Source organism: uncultured Gilvimarinus sp., from assembly GCF_963975215.1.
Taxonomy (GTDB): domain Bacteria; phylum Pseudomonadota; class Gammaproteobacteria; order Pseudomonadales; family Cellvibrionaceae; genus Gilvimarinus.
In genome coordinates this window covers 150,030-167,267 of the sequence record NZ_CAXBFW010000007.1, presented here as the reverse complement: position 1 = coordinate 167,267, position 17,238 = coordinate 150,030, and the positions used below count along the sequence as shown (strand labels likewise).

General features: G+C 53.4%; 16 protein-coding genes. 9 read left to right on the top strand and 7 right to left on the bottom strand.

The features are described from left to right. The first annotated feature begins 255 nt into the window (after positions 1-255). Positions 256-2,163: a molecular chaperone HtpG gene (gene htpG / locus AAC019_RS07420; protein ID WP_339898007.1), complete on the top strand. Its 1,908-nt coding sequence runs from the start codon at positions 256-258 to the stop codon at positions 2,161-2,163. A 78-nt stretch (positions 2,164-2,241) separates the two neighbouring features. Here htpG and AAC019_RS07415 read toward each other — a convergent pair whose 3' ends face one another. From AAC019_RS07415 to acnB, 3 genes are all read right to left on the bottom strand, one after another. Beyond that, complete coding sequence (locus AAC019_RS07415; RefSeq protein ID WP_339898006.1) at positions 2,242-2,706, bottom strand: methylglyoxal synthase; 465 nt, start codon at positions 2,704-2,706, stop codon at positions 2,242-2,244. Positions 2,707-2,718: 12 nt separating this feature from the next. Continuing rightward, complete coding sequence (locus AAC019_RS07410; protein WP_339898005.1) at positions 2,719-3,555, bottom strand: SDR family oxidoreductase; 837 nt, start codon at positions 3,553-3,555, stop codon at positions 2,719-2,721. 75 nt (positions 3,556-3,630) lie between these two features. Then, the gene (acnB, locus tag AAC019_RS07405) at positions 3,631-6,249 is read right to left on the bottom strand and encodes a bifunctional aconitate hydratase 2/2-methylisocitrate dehydratase (protein WP_339898004.1); all 2,619 of its coding nucleotides are present in this window, start codon (positions 6,247-6,249) and stop codon (positions 3,631-3,633) included. A gap of 277 nt (positions 6,250-6,526) precedes the next feature. On the opposite strand from acnB, the gene AAC019_RS07400 reads away from it, so the two are divergent. The 3 genes from AAC019_RS07400 (at position 6,527) to miaE (ending at position 8,681) form a co-directional block, all read left to right on the top strand. Further along, the gene (locus AAC019_RS07400; protein WP_339898003.1) at positions 6,527-7,498 is read left to right on the top strand and encodes an SMP-30/gluconolactonase/LRE family protein; all 972 of its coding nucleotides are present in this window, start codon (positions 6,527-6,529) and stop codon (positions 7,496-7,498) included. Between the two features lie 101 nt (positions 7,499-7,599). Then, positions 7,600-8,058, top strand: coding sequence for a DUF1289 domain-containing protein (locus AAC019_RS07395; protein WP_339898002.1), 459 nt, complete (start codon positions 7,600-7,602; stop codon positions 8,056-8,058). 11 nt (positions 8,059-8,069) lie between these two features. Then, positions 8,070-8,681 carry a tRNA isopentenyl-2-thiomethyl-A-37 hydroxylase MiaE gene (gene miaE, locus AAC019_RS07390; RefSeq protein ID WP_339898001.1) on the top strand — a complete coding sequence of 204 codons (612 nt, stop codon included), beginning with the start codon at positions 8,070-8,072 and terminating at the stop codon, positions 8,679-8,681. 69 nt (positions 8,682-8,750) lie between these two features. Here the strand turns inward: miaE and AAC019_RS07385 are convergent, their stop codons facing one another. After that, positions 8,751-9,254, bottom strand: a complete 504-nt coding sequence (locus AAC019_RS07385) for a DUF934 domain-containing protein (RefSeq protein ID WP_339898000.1) — start codon at positions 9,252-9,254, stop codon at positions 8,751-8,753. Then, positions 9,238-10,902, bottom strand: a complete 1,665-nt coding sequence (locus tag AAC019_RS07380) for a nitrite/sulfite reductase (RefSeq protein WP_339897999.1) — start codon at positions 10,900-10,902, stop codon at positions 9,238-9,240. The genes AAC019_RS07385 and AAC019_RS07380 overlap by 17 nt, the downstream gene beginning before the upstream one ends. A gap of 762 nt (positions 10,903-11,664) precedes the next feature. Between AAC019_RS07380 and AAC019_RS07375 the strand changes: the two genes are divergently transcribed. Then, positions 11,665-12,129, top strand: coding sequence for a MarR family transcriptional regulator (locus AAC019_RS07375; RefSeq protein WP_339897998.1), 465 nt, complete (start codon positions 11,665-11,667; stop codon positions 12,127-12,129). A 22-nt stretch (positions 12,130-12,151) separates the two neighbouring features. Here AAC019_RS07375 and AAC019_RS07370 read toward each other — a convergent pair whose 3' ends face one another. Continuing rightward, positions 12,152-12,379, bottom strand: a complete 228-nt coding sequence (locus tag AAC019_RS07370; protein ID WP_339897997.1) for a DUF2970 domain-containing protein — start codon at positions 12,377-12,379, stop codon at positions 12,152-12,154. A 139-nt stretch (positions 12,380-12,518) separates the two neighbouring features. Here AAC019_RS07370 and AAC019_RS07365 point away from each other — a divergent pair, with 139 nt between their 5' ends. The 4 genes from AAC019_RS07365 to AAC019_RS07350 all read left to right on the top strand — a co-directional run bounded on the left by AAC019_RS07365 (position 12,519) and on the right by AAC019_RS07350 (position 16,064). Next, positions 12,519-13,193 (top strand): RluA family pseudouridine synthase, encoded by a 675-nt coding sequence (locus AAC019_RS07365; RefSeq protein WP_339897996.1) that lies wholly within the window; start codon positions 12,519-12,521, stop codon positions 13,191-13,193. A gap of 40 nt (positions 13,194-13,233) precedes the next feature. Then, positions 13,234-14,055, top strand: coding sequence for an ion transporter (locus AAC019_RS07360; protein WP_339897995.1), 822 nt, complete (start codon positions 13,234-13,236; stop codon positions 14,053-14,055). Positions 14,056-14,187: 132 nt separating this feature from the next. After that, positions 14,188-14,775 (top strand): Fe-S biogenesis protein NfuA, encoded by a 588-nt coding sequence (gene nfuA, locus AAC019_RS07355; protein ID WP_339897994.1) that lies wholly within the window; start codon positions 14,188-14,190, stop codon positions 14,773-14,775. A gap of 203 nt (positions 14,776-14,978) precedes the next feature. Then, positions 14,979-16,064 (top strand): DUF481 domain-containing protein, encoded by a 1,086-nt coding sequence (locus AAC019_RS07350; protein ID WP_339897993.1) that lies wholly within the window; start codon positions 14,979-14,981, stop codon positions 16,062-16,064. Between the two features lie 82 nt (positions 16,065-16,146). Here the strand turns inward: AAC019_RS07350 and AAC019_RS07345 are convergent, their stop codons facing one another. Next, a complete protein-coding gene (locus AAC019_RS07345; protein ID WP_339897992.1) occupies positions 16,147-17,232 on the bottom strand; it encodes a 3-deoxy-7-phosphoheptulonate synthase in 1,086 nt (361 codons plus the stop codon). Positions 17,233-17,238 lie beyond the last annotated feature (6 nt).

Genomic DNA, 17,238 nt, shown 5'->3' with positions numbered 1-17,238 from the left:
ACCGTAGCTCAGTTGGTTAGAGCACTACCTTGACATGGTAGGGGTCGGTGGTTCGAGTCCACTCGGTCGTACCAATTTTCCTCGTTTAATCAAGCACCTGGCTAGATCTTGTCGCCGTAACCGAGGCGCCGTCCGGCTTGAAAATTTCTGGTGTCTGGCTTGAAAACCCTAGAATAGCCCCAAGTTACTGAACCTGAACTGAACATCGCCGCCCGTAGATGCGGCTGGTTATTTTGTATACAGGAGTCGTAACCCATGACCGTCGAAGCGCAAAAAGAAACCCGGGGCTTTCAGACCGAAGCTAAGCAGCTTTTGCACCTGATGATTCACTCGCTTTACTCCAATCGCGAGATCTTCCTCCGTGAGCTGGTATCTAATGCATCCGATGCCGCCGACAAGCTACGCTTTGCAGCGGTAAAAGATGACAGCCTGTATGAGGGCGACAGCGACCTTAAAGTGCGTGTTAGTGTCGATAAAGACGCCAAAATCATCACCATTAGCGACAATGGCGTTGGCATGAGCCGCGACGACGTCATCGAGAACTTAGGTACTATTGCCAAGTCTGGCACTGCCGCCTTTGTGCAAAACTTGACCGGCGACGAGAAAAAAGACGCCCAATTGATTGGTCAGTTTGGGGTTGGCTTTTACTCTTCATTTATTGTTGCCGATAAAGTGGTGGTGACTACGCGTAAAGCGGGTGCGCCGCTAGATCAAGGCGTTCGCTGGGAGTGTGATGGCGAAGCTGAGTTCGATATTGAAACCATCGAGCGGGCAGAGCGCGGGACCAGCATTGAGCTGCACCTGAAAGACGACGCCACAGAATTTGCGGACGACTATCGTCTGCGCTCTATCATTAAAAAATACTCCGATCACATTGCCATTCCGGTCGTTATGCAAAAGCAGGAGGCGCCTGCCGAAGAAGGTCAAGAACCTCCAGCGCCGGAAGACGAAGTGGTAAACACGGCTAAAGCGCTGTGGACCCGCTCGCGCTCAGAGGTGAGTGAGGATGAGTACAAAGAGTTTTATAAGCATGTGAGTCATGACTTTGCCGACCCTTTGACCTGGAGCCATAATCGGGTAGAAGGTAACCTGGATTACACAAGCTTGTTGTATGTGCCCGCGAAAGCACCGTTTGATTTGTACAACCGCGAAGGTGCCCGCGGCTTAAAACTGTACGTGCAACGCACCTTTATTATGGATGACGCCGAACAGTTTTTGCCTTTGTATTTGCGTTTTATTAAGGGCGTGGTTGATTCAAATGATCTCTCCCTGAACGTATCGCGTGAGATTTTGCAAAAAGACCCTAATATCGACAGCATGCGCTCAGCATTAACCAAGCGTGTACTGGATATGCTGGGTAAGCTTGCTAAAAACAAGCCAGAAGAATATGCCAGTTTCTGGAATGAGTTTGGCGAAGTGCTAAAAGAGGGGCCGGCCGAAGACTTCGCTAACCGCGAAAAAATCGCCAAGCTGCTGCGGTTTGCGACCACCTTAAACAACACACCGACTCAAGATCAGTCGCTCGAGGCGTATGTGTCTCGCATGCAGGAAGGGCAAGATAAAATCTATTACATCGCCGCCGAAAACCACAATACGGCGAAAAACAGCCCCCACCTCGAAGTGTTCCGTAAAAAGGGCATTGAGGTGTTGCTACTGTCAGATCGTGTAGACGAGTGGCTAATGAGCCACCTGGCTGAGTTCGACGGTAAGAGCTTGCAGGACGTCGGTAAAGGCGAGCTTGATTTGGGTGAGCTTGATACCGCCGAAGACAAAGAGGCGCAAGAAAAAGTCGCCGAAGCCCTCAAACCTTTGTTGGAGCGTGTTAAAACTGCTCTGGGTGATGAGGTGGCCGAGGTTCGCTTAACGCACCGCCTTACAGATTCGCCAGCCTGTGTTGTGGTGCCAGAGCACGAGATGGGTGCACAGATGCGTCGCCTGCTCGAGTCGGCCGGTCAGGCTGTGCCAGAGTCTAAACCAATCTTTGAGGTTAACCCCGATCACCCGCTGGTGCAAAAGCTGGATCAGGAGCAGGACGAAGACCGCTTTGTGGATTTGAGTAAAGTGCTGTTCGATCAGGCAAACCTCGCCGAAGGTAGTCACTTGAGCGACCCGGCGGCTTATGTTCAGCGCCTCAATAAGCTGCTGCTTGAGTTAAGCCACTAAACGCTGTGTGGTGAGCCAGAAAAAGCCCGCATTGCACAGCAATGCGGGCTTTTTAAATGGCACAGGTGTGGCTTTTGATTAATCCAGACTAGCGCGCGCTTTCATATAACCTTCATAGTCGGGAACATAGCGCTCAAACTCCCCATTAAAGAGTGGCGAGGCAACCATAAAGTCGGCGCTGATAGGGTTGCAGGCCACGGGAATATTCCAGACCGCCGCAATACGTAATAGCGCTTTCACATCCGGGTCATGCGGCATAGGCTCAAACGGGTCCCAAAAAAAGATCAGAAAATCCACTTTTCCTTCGGTAATAAGCGAGCCGACTTGTTGATCTCCCCCTAGTGGGCCGCTAATAAGACGCTCAATCTCGAGCCCCGTAGCCTTGTTAATCACAGTGCCAGTCGTGCCGGTCGCATACAGCTTGTGGTTGGCTAAATCGTCCCGGTGCTTTTCACACCAGCGGACGATGTCGGGCTTTTTATTGTCGTGTGCCACCAGTGCGATCGACTTATTGGCCGGAAGGCTGATTTTTTTGTATTGCATGTTTTATTGCTCCTAACTTTTTATGCGGCCCAGTATGTTATCCATGGCTCGGGTGCTTAAAATTCGCTTTAAGGCGCCCATAAGGTGGGTCGGAAAGGTTACATAATAGCGCGGTTTGGGCTTTTTGGCCGTTAACGCGTGTCTCAGCTTTTTATAGACTGCCTCCGGCTCTAGGGTAAAGCGTGAGGCGGGGCCGGGCTTACTCAGCCTGGCAATGGCCGAGGCGTACTGAAAGCCAAAGCGGCTGCTGTTGATGTCGATATTGCTGTCTAGGGCACGCAGCGCATTGGCGCGAAACTCACTGCGAATAGGCCCGGGCTCGATTAGCGAGACGGATATGTTGGTGTCGGCAAGCTCCAGACGCAGTGTGTCTGTAATTCCTTCCAGGGCAAACTTGCTGGCGTTGTAGGCGCCGCGAAAGGGCATGGCTGCAAAGCCGAGCACTGAGCTGTTGTGCACGATGCGGCCGGCGTCTTGTTGGTGCATCACTTTAATGACGGCATTGGTTAACTCGCACCAGCCAAAAAAGTTGGTATCAAACTGCTTTTGTAGCGTGTCGCGGGTTAAATCTTCAACCGCTCCCGGTTGGCCATAGGCACCATTATTAAACAGCGCATCCAGTGTCCCGCCGGTAAGCTCGAGTGTTTTTTTTAGTCCGTCTTTGATGCTTTGGGAGCTGGCTACATCAAGTTGGATGCAGGTTAAGCCTTCGTTTTGCAGCCGCGACACGTCGTCACTTTGGCGGCAGCTGGCAATCACCTTCCAGCCATCGCGCTGCAACGATTTAGCACAGTAATAACCGATACCGGTGGAGCAGCCGGTAATGAGAATGCTGGGTTGTTGGCTCATGATGCTGCGTCCTTAAGGTTATAGATACAAAAAAGCCCACCAAAAGGCGGGCTTTTTGCTCAAAACTTAGCTGGGTTAAACCGCCACGTTTTGAATTTCTACCGCGGCAATGCGCTTGCCTTCGTCAGCGGCTTTTTGGTATTGCTCGATCTCGTTAAAGTTGAGGTAGCGGTAAATGTCCGCGCTCATACTGTTGAGGTCGTTGGTGTAGCTTAAATACTCTTCTTTGTTCGGGATCTTACCGATAATTGCCGCTACCGCTGCAAGCTCAGCTGAGGCCAGGTACACGTTGGCACCTTGACCCAAACGGTTGGGGAAGTTACGGGTCGAGGTAGAAACCACTGTGGAGCCAGGTGCTACCCGCGCCTGGTTGCCCATACACAAAGAGCAGCCGGGCATCTCGGTGCGCGCACCTTTGCGGCCAAAGATGTTGAAGTAGCCTTCCTCCATCAATTGGTGCTCGTCCATTTTGGTGGGCGGTGCAATCCACAGGCGGGTTGCCAGCTCATCTTTAGAGGCATCCAGCAATTTACCGGCGGCGCGGAAGTGACCGATGTTGGTCATGCACGAGCCGATAAACACTTCGTCGATTTTTGTGTCCTGAACCTCGGCGAGGGTTTTTACATCGTCCGGGTCGTTCGGGCAGGCCAAAATAGGTTCTTTGATGTCGGCCAGGTCAATGTCGATTACCGCGGCGTACTCGGCGTCGGCGTCGGCTTCCATCAGCTCTGGGTTGGCGAGCCAGTCTTCCATCTTTTGAGCGCGGCGTTCCAGGGTGCGCACATCACCGTAACCCTGCTCGATCATCCAGCGCAGCATAACGATGTTTGACTTCAGGTACTCAATGATGGGCTCTTCGCCAAGCTTAATGGTACAGCCAGCGGCCGAGCGCTCGGCAGATGCATCAGAAATCTCAAAGGCTTGCTCAACTTTAAGGTTGGGTAGGCCTTCTACCTCCAGGATGCGACCAGAAAAGATGTTCTTTTTGCCTTTTTTGTCGACGGTTAGCAGGCCATCTTTAATGGCGTACAGCGGGATCGCATTAACCAGGTCACGCAGTGTGATACCCGGCTGCATTTCGCCTTTAAAACGCACCAGTACCGACTCTGGCATATCCAGTGGCATAACACCGGTGGCCGCGGCAAATGCCACCAGACCAGAACCGGCTGGGAACGAGATGCCCAGCGGGAAGCGGGTGTGTGAGTCGCCACCGGTACCTACGGTGTCAGGCAGCAGCATGCGGTTAAGCCAGCTGTGAATGATGCCGTCAGCCGGGCGTAAAGATACACCGCCGCGGTTCATAATAAAGTCGGGCAGGGTGTGCTGAGTTTCAATGTCGACGGGCTTGGGGTAAGCCGCGGTGTGACAGAAAGACTGCATGGTTAAGTCGGCCGAGAAGCCGAGGCAAGCCAGATCTTTCAGTTCGTCGCGCGTCATTGGGCCCGTGGTGTCTTGCGAACCCACAGTGGTCATTTGTGGCTCGCAGTAGGTGCCCGGGCGGACGCCGGTAGTGCCGCAGGCTTTACCGACCATTTTTTGTGCAAGGGTATAGCCCTTGCCAGAGTCGGCTGGCTGCTCGGGCAGGCGGAACATGTCGCCGGCATCAAGGCCCAGTGAGGTGCGCGCTTTAGTGGTCAAGCCGCGACCAACGATCAGCGGAATACGCCCGCCAGCTTGCACTTCATCCAGCAATACGTCGGATTTAAGGCCAAATTCGCAGATAACATCGCCGCTGTCGGCGTTCAGAATCTTACCTTCGTAAGGGCGTACTTCAATCACATCGCCCATGTTCAGATCGTCGACCGGGGCCTCAAAAACCAGTGCGCCGGCGTCTTCCATGGTGTTGTAAAAAATCGGGGCTACTTTGCCGCCAATGCACACGCCGCCGGTGCGCTTGTTGGGTACACCCGGGATGTCTTCGCCGATGTACCACAAAACCGAGTTGGTGGCTGATTTACGTGAGGAGCCGGTGCCGACTACATCGCCGACAAACGCGAGCGGATTGCCTTTTGCCAGCAGTTCATCGATTTGCTTGATGGGGCCAACATTACCTTCTTCTTCGGGGGTAATGCCTTCGCGGCTATTTTTGTACATGGCGCGGGCATGCAGCGGGATGTCGGGGCGTGACCAGGCATCCTGAGCGGGAGACAAGTCATCGGTGTTAGTTTCACCGGTGACTTTAAATACGGTTAGCTTAATGCTCTCGGGCACTTTTTTACGGCCGGTAAACCACTCGGCATCGGCCCAGGATTGCACGACTTCTTTGGCAATATCGTTGCCGGCTTTGGCTTTTTCTTCCACGTCGTGGAAGGCGTCAAACATCAGCAGGGTGTGCTTTAATTCGCTGGCCGCCAGTGGCGCTAGCTCGCTGTCATCGAGCAACTTAACCAATGTTTCGATGTTGTAGCCGCCGTGCATCATGCCCAGCAGTTTAACGGCGTGAGCTCTGTCAATCAGAGGTGACTGAGCTTCGCCGTCTACCAGCGCGCTCAAAAACGCCGCTTTAACGTAGGCGGCTTCGTCTACGCCTGGAGGAACACGGTCAGTGATCAGCTCTAGCAGAAAATCCTCTTCACCCGCGGGCGGGCTTTTTAATAGCTCAACAAGTCCTGCAACTTGTTCAGCGTTTAACGGTTTAGGTGGAACTCCTTCTGCAGCGCGTTCTGCAACATGTTTGCGGTAGGCTTCAAGCACGATTGTGATCCTCTGATTTTAATTGATGTACTCCGCTAGCAGGATCGCTGCTTTGGAGGCTATCCATGACCCACATGGATGAGGTGCCCAACGGGGCGAATCGGGCGCGAATTATACATCATAGAGGCCCAACTGTTAACTGCCGAGGCTTGGCTAGGGTGGCATTTGATTGCTGTGGTAACGCAATCATTTCTGCTAAGATGGCAGAAAACACCCATTACTATGGTTTATTCACAATCAGTTCTGAGTCACATCAGTACCCAGTCACGGGGCCTTCATGAAAAAAATAACCAGTACCTTAACGCTTGTTTTGGCCGTCTCGGCCTGCACTCAATCTCAGCCTGCCAAAGAGGGCACGTCACCAGCGGTTCGCGCCGATCAGTATTGTTCAGGTGATCACTACCGGGCGCCAACAGGTACGCTCAAGGCCAGTCGGATTGATGAGGCAAGCTTTAGTGAGCCGGGCTTATATGAAGGGCCGGTGTGGCGTGATGGCCATTTATATTTTTCTCGTTTTGGGTTTGAGCAGGGCTTTCCCTCGAGCATTATGGGTTTTGATGGGCGCGATGTCTCAGTGGCGGCGGCAGATACCGGCACCAACGGTTTAGCACTCGACAATCAAGGCCAGTTGATCGCCGGCGCTCACAAGTACAAGGCGGTGGTCCGGTACCTGCTGCCCTCAGGCGAGCACGACGTTTTGGCCGGTGAGTACGAAGGCCATGTTTTTAATTCTCCCAACGACTTAACCATGAGTAGCACGGGTGACATTTACTTTACGGACCCGGATTTTCAGCGAGCGGCCGCCCCCGGCGGGCAGGACGCGACTCGTGTTTATCGGGTCGATGCACAGGGGCGGGTCAGTGTGGTAGATGACAGCATTGCCAACCCCAACGGCGTCTCACTGTCGCCGGATGAGCAAACGCTCTATGTGGCCGGGGGTGGCAGTGAAGGTTTTGTACGGGCCTATCAGCTGCAGGACGGGGCCCCCGGCCCCGGTAAAACACTACTGGCCGATGTTGCTGTGCCCGACGGTATGGCCATTGATTGTCTCGGCAATATTTACGTGACCGAGCATACCGAGCGTCGGGTTCGGGTGGTTTCACCTGAGGGTGAAGAGCTCGCTGTTATTAACGTCGATGCCAATGTGACCAACGGCGCATTTGGTGGACAAGACGGTAAAACCTTATACCTCACGGGGGCCGGCGCACTTTGGTCGATTCAGTTGGATGTGGCCGGGCTGCCTTATTAATCAATATTGCTTTTAATAACGCGGCCATTAGTTGGCCGCGTGCCTACCTAAACCTGTTTTACCGTGTAAAATAGCCCCCTGATTTTATCGGCCGGACTCTGATGGTTGCTTTTAAACCCGTAAAAACACCCTGCGTTGGCATTTGCTCAACTGGCATAGGCGATAGCGTGTGCCGTGGTTGCAAACGTTTTACCCATGAAGTAATTCACTGGAATGGCTACACTGAAAGTCAGCGTCGCATTATCGCTCAGCGCCTAGAGAGCTACCTCACGCAGGTAGTAGATAACCGTATCGAAGTGTTGGATCGGGCATTGTTGTTGGCACAAATTGAGCATCAGCAAATTCAGTTTAAGCCCGAGCAGTCGCCCCAGTGCTGGGTGTTTGATTTGCTTCGCGCTGGCGCCAGTCAAATCACTTGCCTGGCCGATTATGGTCTTGGCCTGCGGCGAGAGTGGCGCGATTGCCCGCTCACCACCATTCGTGATGATATCGATAAAGACTTTTACGCGCTCTCTTGTGCTTATTATGAGCGTTACATTGCTCCGGGGTTAGCGGAGTAAGCAGGCATTTTATGAATGATTTACAGGCAATAAACGACTTTTTACTGTGCGAGACACCGGACTCCTGGATTGCCGGCGCACTGGCTAACCCCGAGCTATTGCTGCTCGATCACGCCAATTGCGAAAAAAAGGCGGCCTCCACCGCATTGAACTTAATGTATCGGTATGTGGACGACTTTGAGCTGCTTAATAAAATGTCGCGTCTGGCACGCGAGGAGCTGCGCCACTTCGAGCAGGTGATAGCCATTATGCAGAGCCGCGGTATTGCCTACGAGCAAATTAATGCGGCCCGTTATGCCGCTGAGCTGCGTAAACCCGTGCGCACCCATGAGCCGGCCCGACTAGTGGATACGCTTATCGTGGGCGCGATTATCGAGGCGAGATCTTGCGAGCGTTTTGCGAAACTGGCACCACATTTAGACGATGAGCTGCAAAAATTTTATCTATCGCTGCTAAAGTCCGAGGCGCGTCACTTTAAAGACTACTTAAAGCTCGCACAAAAATCCGCCGGCAACGACTCAATAGACGACCGGGTGATGTTGTTTTTGGAGCGAGAAAAGCGCTTGGTGCAAGAGGTAGACAGCGAGTTTCGGTTTCACAGCGGCCCCGCCGAAACCGCTTAAGTAAAGCTGGTAGTACAATGTTTTGAGCATAAAAAAAGCCCCATTTTTGGGGCTTTTTTTATGGGTGTGCTATGCGGTGCGACGTCTAAAAAGCGGTATCGGCTGGTCGACGCCGGCCTGATAAAACTCGGTAAAGTCGTTCAGTGACTTTTTAGCTTCTTCAAGGTTAATGTCGTCGCTGGCAAACTGAAACGCATTGACGCCACAGCGGCTCAAATAGCACAGCTGATCGCGCATAAAATCGCCAATGGCGCGCAACTCGCCCGTGAAACCAAAACGCTCGCGCAATAAGCGAGCAATCGAGAACGCACGGCCATCCATAAAGCCCGGAAAGTTAACGGCAATTAAGGGTAGCTTATTGGCTTGATCACCAATCTGCTCGGCGAGTTCGTCACTGTCGAGCCACACACCAATGTCGTCGCGCTGCTGCAGGGTATCTTGCTGCTCAAGCCATACGCTAAGCGGAACGATGGTGGGGCCGGCCGGTACCTCGGCGGTCTGATCCGCTTCTGGTTTGGGCATTATGTGCCATTGGTTTTCGATAATGACGCCATCTTTAACTAGCTTTTGCATAGACGCGCTCCTTAAATGGCGAGATACCAATGCGGTTGTAGGTGTCGATAAACAACTCTTCTTCGGTGCGGTTTTCGAGATAAACGTTAACGACATTTTGCACGACGGCGGGCATCTGCTCGGCGTCAAAAGCCGGGCCAAGCACTTTTGCCAGTGATGTGCTGTTGCCGGCGTTACCGCCCAGCATTACCTGGTAAAATTCTTCGCCTTTTTTGTCCACACCAAGCACCCCAATATGACCCACGTGGTGGTGGCCGCAGGCGTTCATGCAGCCCGAGATGTTGAGATCCAGCTCACCTAAGTCGTAGACGTAATCCAGGTCGCTAAACTGACGCTGAATGGCCTCGGCAATAGGGATCGATTTGGCATTCGCCAGCGAGCAAAAGTCGCCACCGGGACAGCAGATAATGTCGGTTAAGGTGCCGATGTTGGGCGTGGCAAAGCCGGCCGATTTGGCGGCTTGCCACAGGGCAAAAAGCTCGGACTTTTTAACGTCTGCGAGTACGATATTTTGCTCGTGGGTTGTGCGAACTTCGCTAAAGCTGTACTGATCAGCCAGCTCGGCGATGGTTTCAAGTTGGGTGTCAGTGACGTCGCCCGGGGCAATGCCGGTAGGCTTCAGTGACAGCGTTACGGCGGCGTAGCCAGGTACGCGGTGGGCGCGTACGTTGCGCTCCAGCCATTTGCTAAAGGCGATATTGTCAGCTTTTTCGCTGTCGAGCTGGGTTTGCGCGGCGCTGTCGTCCAGAGCTTCGTAGGCCGGCTCGGTAAAAAAGCCTTTTGCGCGGGTAATGTCTTCGGCGCGCAAGGTGCTAGGGGCGTCTTTTAAGTGGGCCCACTCTTTTTCTACCGCCTCGGCAAACACTTCCGGCTTCATAGCGCGCACTAATATCTTGATGCGAGCTTTGTACTTGTTGTCCCGGCGACCGTGCAGGTTGTAAACCCGCAAAATAGCTTCGAGGTAGGTCAAAATATGCGCTTCGGGTAAGAATTCGCGAATTACGCTGCCGATAACGGGGGTTCGGCCCAGGCCGCCACCCACCAGAACTTTAAAGCCAATCTCGCCTGCGTCATTCTTAACCAGCTGCAAGCCGATGTCGTGTACCGCGATGGCGGCGCGATCACTCTCGGAGCCCGAGATGGCGATCTTGAACTTGCGTGGTAAGAAGGCAAATTCCGGGTGAAAGCTCGACCACTGGCGAATAATCTCGCAGTAGGGGCGTGGGTCGACTATTTCGTCGGGGGCAATACCGGCAAACTGATCGGAGGTTATGTTGCGGATACAGTTGCCGCTCGACTGGGTGCCGTGCATTTCTACTTCGGCCAGCTCATGCAGGATATCCGGCACCTGCTCGAGGGCGGGCCAGTTGTACTGGATGTTTTGGCGCGTACTGACGTGGCAATAGCCCTTGTCGTAATCGCGTGCGATGCGGGCCAAACGACGCAATTGCGTGGTGTTAAGCATGCCGTAAGGGACGTTGATGCGCAGCATGGGCGCCAGGCGCTGAATGTACAGGCCGTTTTGCAAGCGCAGCGGCAGAAATTGCTGTTCTGTTAACGAGCCCTCTAAATAACGTTCGGTCTGATCCCGAAACTGGGCGACACGCTGCTTTAAAATTGCGTGATCATACTCGTCGTAAATATACATAAATCGTTTACCGTCTACGTAGAGAGAATGTGAGGTCAATCCTCAGATCTGGCAGGCGCGCAAGGATACACGAAATCGCTGAATATCGCGAGATGCGCGGGCCAAGGCCGGCACATTAACAACTCTGCGTCCGCTTGCAAACGAATTGTTATGTCTAACGAAACATCATTTGGTTATAAAAAGAGGGTGGGGGGTTGCGACATTTGGTTGTTTCCGGTATAAGAGAATGACCCATTTGGTAACGGTAACGCAGGGATCGCTGTTTGCTCGCGTTGGCTTTCGCGCTAACGGGGCAGCCGGCACGATTGAGGGCTGATTTCTTATCGGTCTGACGTGCGCTCCACAAATCATGACCAAAAAGAGTTAAGGTGCTAACAGCAACCTTTGCGGGAGAATAAAAATAATGAACGATCAAATCGAAATGCAAGATCAAGGCGATAGCGTAGCGGATGCCATTGCGGCCGTCTCACTGGTGGCGATCTTTGTTGCAACCTGTATTTTCTGGATCAGTGGTCAGTAATCTGGCCCCGCGTTCGCATTAAAAGACTCGGCCACGCAGCCCGCGGTTAGGCTAAAGCTTTATTCCTATGGCGGTAACAGCGCCTATTGATGAGTGCAAAATAGCGTCGGGTCAACACTAGTTGCCTGATTGGCGGCTCCGGCTGTGCCCGGGGTCGAACTCTATCGATATGCCTTGCGCGACAGCCAGAGTGTGTTGCGGCGGTTGCCTTTTGCTGAGTGCTTACTAGACTTGGGTGGTTTATGCCGCACAACTTTGAGCTGCATGGCAGCTACACCTACTGGATTAGCCGTCTGGCAAGTGTGATGCGTGAAAGTTTTAACGCCGCTTTAAAAGACGCCGGGGTCAGTTGGCCTCAATGGATGGCGCTAAACTGCCTGCACCATCGGCAGGCCCAGACGCCGGCTGCTTTGGCGGAATGCCTGGGGGTCGACCGCTCGGCAATTACCCGCCTGCTGGATCGACTTGCCGATAAAGGCCTGGTGGTCAGAGATCACGATGACGGAGACCGGCGCAGCATTCGGGTCTCGCTTACGGCGGTGGGCAGCGACAAAATGACCGCCATCGATGCGGCGGCGCGCCAGCATCAGAGCAATTTTTTAAGCCATTTACCTGCTACCGAAGTAAGAGCCTTTAAGGGTAACTTGCAAAAGTTGCTGCGGGCAGGGGGTGTCGAGACCGCCACCGTGTGGCGGAGCTTAGATTAATCCCGGTAAGCCCGGGTGTCCGTCACGAGTTAGCCAGTAAGTGCTGTACCCAGAAAATAAGCCCCGCGACAAATACCCCTGTAAATATAAGACCTGCCACTACATAAGCGGCTAAGTTGTTGCCGCTGAAGTCACGCTCGCGATTTCGATTGCTTTGCACCCCCACAGCCGCGGCCAGAGTACTACCGATAATTTGCAGGATGTTCGCTTTATTGGTGGGCTTTTGGGGTTCGTTATTTTGGTCGCTCATGAAGATAACCCTTGTTGGTAACCGCAGGCCTGACAAGTAAACCTTTGTTTCTGATTGATTCTGAAAGCGTAGCCCACTGTTACCTTCCGACGTGTCTGGCCTTATACTAACCGCTTTTGCCCCTGATTGGTCAATGTTTATGAATAACTCAAGCGAAGGTTTGGTGGTGTTGCCCAAGTGTCACGAACCGGTGGATATTGTGCGTGAGGAGGAGGGGTTTGTGCTGCTGGCAAAGCCGGCTGGACTGCTGAGTGTGCCGGGGCGTAACCGGGCCAATTACGACTGCGTACTGGGGCGCATCCAGCTGGAGTATCCACATGCATCCATGGTCCACCGGCTGGATTTTGATACCTCTGGGATTATGGTGGTAGCTCGGCACAAGCGCGCGCACGCCGCTATCTCCCGCCAGTTTGAGCAGCGTACGACACGTAAAATGTATATCGCGATAGTGTCAGGCCAGTTATCCGCCCCCCATGGCGAGATTGCTATGGCGATCGCCCCGGATAAAGAGCGGCGCCCGCGCTATAAAGTATGCGAAAAAAATGGCAAGCCCTCGTTAACGCGCTACCGCGTGGTTAGCTACGACGCCGCAACCGACACTAGCCGGCTGGTGCTAATGCCGGTGACAGGGCGCTCACACCAGCTGCGAGTTCACCTCAGCGCTATTGGTCACCCGATTTTGGGCTGCCAATTCTACGCTCCGGAGGTCATCCAAAATGCGGCCCCGCGCCTGTTGTTGCACGCTCAGGAGCTGGAGTTTGCCAGTCCGGATGACGGCGCTCGCGTGGTTGGTCGGTCGCCGTGCCCGTTTTGATGCCGCTTATAGACAACAACGATGTGTATTGAGGACGCGCATGCTTAAACACCCACTTCGCCATCGTCTGTACTTACAGCTAGAGCCCGCTGCCTGGGGGTATGGCCTGTCACCGACCAACTGGATAATTTGCACACTCATTTTATTGTCGTTTGTCGGGGCGATACTGGAGACCGAGCCGAGCATCTCTAGCGGTGAAGAACGCGTTATTCGGGTGCTTGAGCTGTTTTTTAGTGCGGCTTTTATTGTTGAGTATGTCATCCGTGCGTGGGTGTGTGTTGAAGATCGCCGCTATCGCAGCCCGGTACTGGGGCGCCTGCGCTACTTGATCACTCCGGCGGCTTTGATTGACCTGGTGGCGGTATTGCCGTTGCTGTTTGGAGTGTTGGGTGCCCAGACACTTATGCTGCGCTTTATTCGACTGCTGCGCATCGCCCGTTTGGCGCAATTCGGTAAACTTTCCAGATCGGTGCGCTATCTAGCAGACGCGCTAATTTCCCGGCGTTACGAGCTGTCTATTAGCATGGTGCTTGCGGCCACTGTGATTATGTTTGCATCCATTTTGCTTTATCTGGTTGAAAAAGACGCCCAACCTGAAGCTTTTGGCAGTATTCCGCGTGCCATGTGGTGGGCTGTCATTACCTTTACGACCGTCGGTTATGGTGATGTTTATCCGGTGACGCAAATGGGGCGGCTCTTGGCGGGGCTCGCGGCCCTTGCCAGTGTGGCCCTGGTTGCCATGCCCACAGGTATTATGGCGGCGGCTTTTAGTGACGCCATGCAGCGTGGCCGACACGAGCTGGACGACGAGGTGCCTGATCGTCAGAACAAAGAAAATAAAAACAAACACTTAGATGATTAACTTTGTGTAATTTCTAGGCTGTGGTCTTGCCTTTACCGCTGTTTGGCGGGCGGGTGTTTTTATTTGAAGGCCATATGGGGTAAAATACTTGAGTAAATTAATCAGGTATACAAAGGTGTAGCACATACCGATATGGCCAATGTAGAAATTACCCCGTCCGCCCAAACCTACCTTAGCGAGCTGCTCGACAAACAAGACGATAACGCCGATATTGGCATTCGTATGTTTGTCGCAAACCCGGGCACGCCCCAGGCTGAAACCTGTATTGCCTACTGCCGGCCAGGAGAGGTAAAAGAGGGTGATGTGACGCTCGAGCTCGAGTCATTTAACGCTTATTTTGAAGAGCGTAGCCTGCCGTATTTAAAAGACGCCAAAGTTGATTACGCCGCCGACCGCATGGGGGGGCAGCTGACGATACGTGCGCCTAACTCTAAAATGCCTCAGGTGACCGATGATAGCCCCCTTGAAGATCGTATTAATTACGTACTTTATAACGAGGTGAACCCGGGGCTTGCCGCTCACGGTGGTGAGGTAAGTCTGGTCGAGATTACCGACGATGGCTTTGCCATTTTGCGTTTTGGCGGCGGTTGTCAGGGTTGTAGCGCTGTGGATATGACCTTGAAAAATGGGGTCGAGGTAGCTTTAATGGATAAGTTGCCTGAGCTTAAAGGTATTCGGGACATCACCGACCATACCGATCGCACCCAGGCCTATTATTGATGTGGTAGCGAGCCTGCGGGGTAACCGCGCAGGCTCGCACTCTTTATACGTGTTAAGGACTGGCAATGGAAAACTGCCCAAGACAACGGCCCATAACGCCGGCCCGGCTCGCGCTTAACACTTCGCTCCTGCATTCAGCATCGCTTATTGCAACCCTGCTAATTTTTACCTTTTTTTCAGGCGCCATCTTCGCGCAGCAAGCCGTGCCCGCTAGTAAGCCGATCAAGGCCACGGATGCTCCCGCCGCTGAAACCTTAGTGCCCAGCAAGAAAAAAGAGCCCAGTAAATGGCCCGCCGAACCCGAGTATCTGGACGGCTGGGACTGGATTCAATTTACCTCGGGTGAGTGGTTAAAAGGCGAAATTATCGGTCTCTACGACCAAGTATTTGACTTTGATTCCGACCAGCTCGATGAGCTTAGCATCGACTGGGAAGATATTGCCCGTGTGTTGTCGTCCCAGAGCATGAGCATTCGTCTGGAGTCAAATGACACCGTAATAGGCCCGGTGAGAATAGACAAAGACACCTTAGCCTTTGCCGGGCCCGTAAAAAGCCAGTACAAGAGAAGTGACATTGTCTCTATGTCGGCCAGCGGCGAACGTGAATTAGACCTGTGGCAGTTTCATGCGGGGTTTTCCGGCAGTGTTAAAAGCGGTAATGTCGATGAGCGCTCGTTTGACACAGATATCGATTTAACCCGGCGCTCTGCGCGTTCGCGTTTTAATTTTACCTATGACTCGGGCACAACTGAGGTTCAGGGGGTGCGCACCGAGGAAAGCCACCGGGCCAATGGCCGCTACGACATCTTTATTACCGCCCGCACCTATTGGACCCCGACTTATCTCGAGTACTACCGGGATCGCTTTCAAAACATTGAGCACCGGGGAACCGTGGGTGTGTTTTTTGGTTATTACATCGCCGATAGTCAACGTGTGACCTGGACCATCAGTGGCGGTCCGGGCTATCAGTATCAGGAGTACACAACGGCTCCGGTGGGCTCAGATCGTACCGAGGAGACTCCGGCACTGCTGGGCGATACTAAACTAGAGTATGACATCACCAGCGATATCACTTACTCCTTGAGTTATCAGGCGCAGTTTACCAACGAGGCCACCGGCAGCTATAAGCATTTTATCGAGACGGGCGTTGACGTTGATTTAACTGACCGCTTAGAGCTGACCCTAACCTACGAGTGGAACCGAACCTCTAACCCCCAGGCCGATGAAGACGGCATTATTCCAGAGGCGGATGATTACGCGCTCAACTTAGGCATAGCGTGGGATTACTAGGCGACGCATTTTAAAAGCCGCCCACAAAAAAGCCTCGCAACATCATTGCGAGGCTTTTTTGTGGGCGAGCTGCCAGCCGTGATTAACCGTTACGGCTAGGCAACACGGATTTAATTTTATCTCGCATGTCGCGCAGGGCTTTTTCGGTGCTGGCCCAATCGATACAGGCATCAGTCACCGATACGCCGTACTCCAGCATGCTTAAATCTTCGGGGATGCTCTGGTTGCCCGCGCCGATGTTGCTCTCTACCATCAGGCCGATAATCGATTTATTGCCCTCGACGATCTGATTGGCGACATTTTCCATAACCAGCGGTTGCAGGTTGTGGTCTTTATTGGAGTTGGCGTGGCTGCAGTCCACCATGATGTTCGGGGTGACTTTCGCTTTTTCCAGCTCCTCTTCACACATAGCGACACTGACAGAGTCGTAGTTGGGTTTGCCGTTGCCGCCGCGCAGTACAACATGGCCGTAGCTGTTGCCGCGGGTGCGTACGATGGACACTTGCCCCTCGGTATTAATACCCAGAAAACGGTGAGGCTTGGAAACCGACTGCAAAGCGTTGATCGCCACGGTCAGGCCGCCATCGGTGCCGTTTTTAAAGCCAACGGCCGACGACAGGCCGCTGGCCATCTCGCGGTGGGTTTGCGATTCGGTGGTGCGGGCGCCGATGGCCGACCAGCTGATCAGATCGTGCAGGTACTGCGGCGAAATCGGGTCGAGCGCTTCGGTAGCAGTGGGCAGGCCCAGCTCGGAGATATCGAGCAGTAGCTTGCGGCCGATGTGTAGCCCTTCCTGAATCTTAAAAGAGTCATTTAGGTAGGGGTCGTTAATCAGGCCCTTCCAGCCAACCGTGGTGCGTGGCTTTTCAAAATAAACACGCATAACCACATAGATAGTGTCACTGACTTCGTCGGCGAGCTTTTTAAGGCGCGCGGCATAATCTTTGGCCGCCTCTACATCGTGAATAGAGCAGGGGCCGATCACCACAAAGATACGGTGATCTTTGCGATCGAGGATATTGCGAATGGTTTCGCGGCCTTTGGTAATCACCTGCCGAGCATTGTCGCTTAACGGCAACTCGCGTTTGAGTTCTGCCGGTGAGATCAGCAGCTCTTGCGAGACGACGTTTAAATCGTCGACGGCAGCATCTTGCGTTGCATTAGACATCAGCGT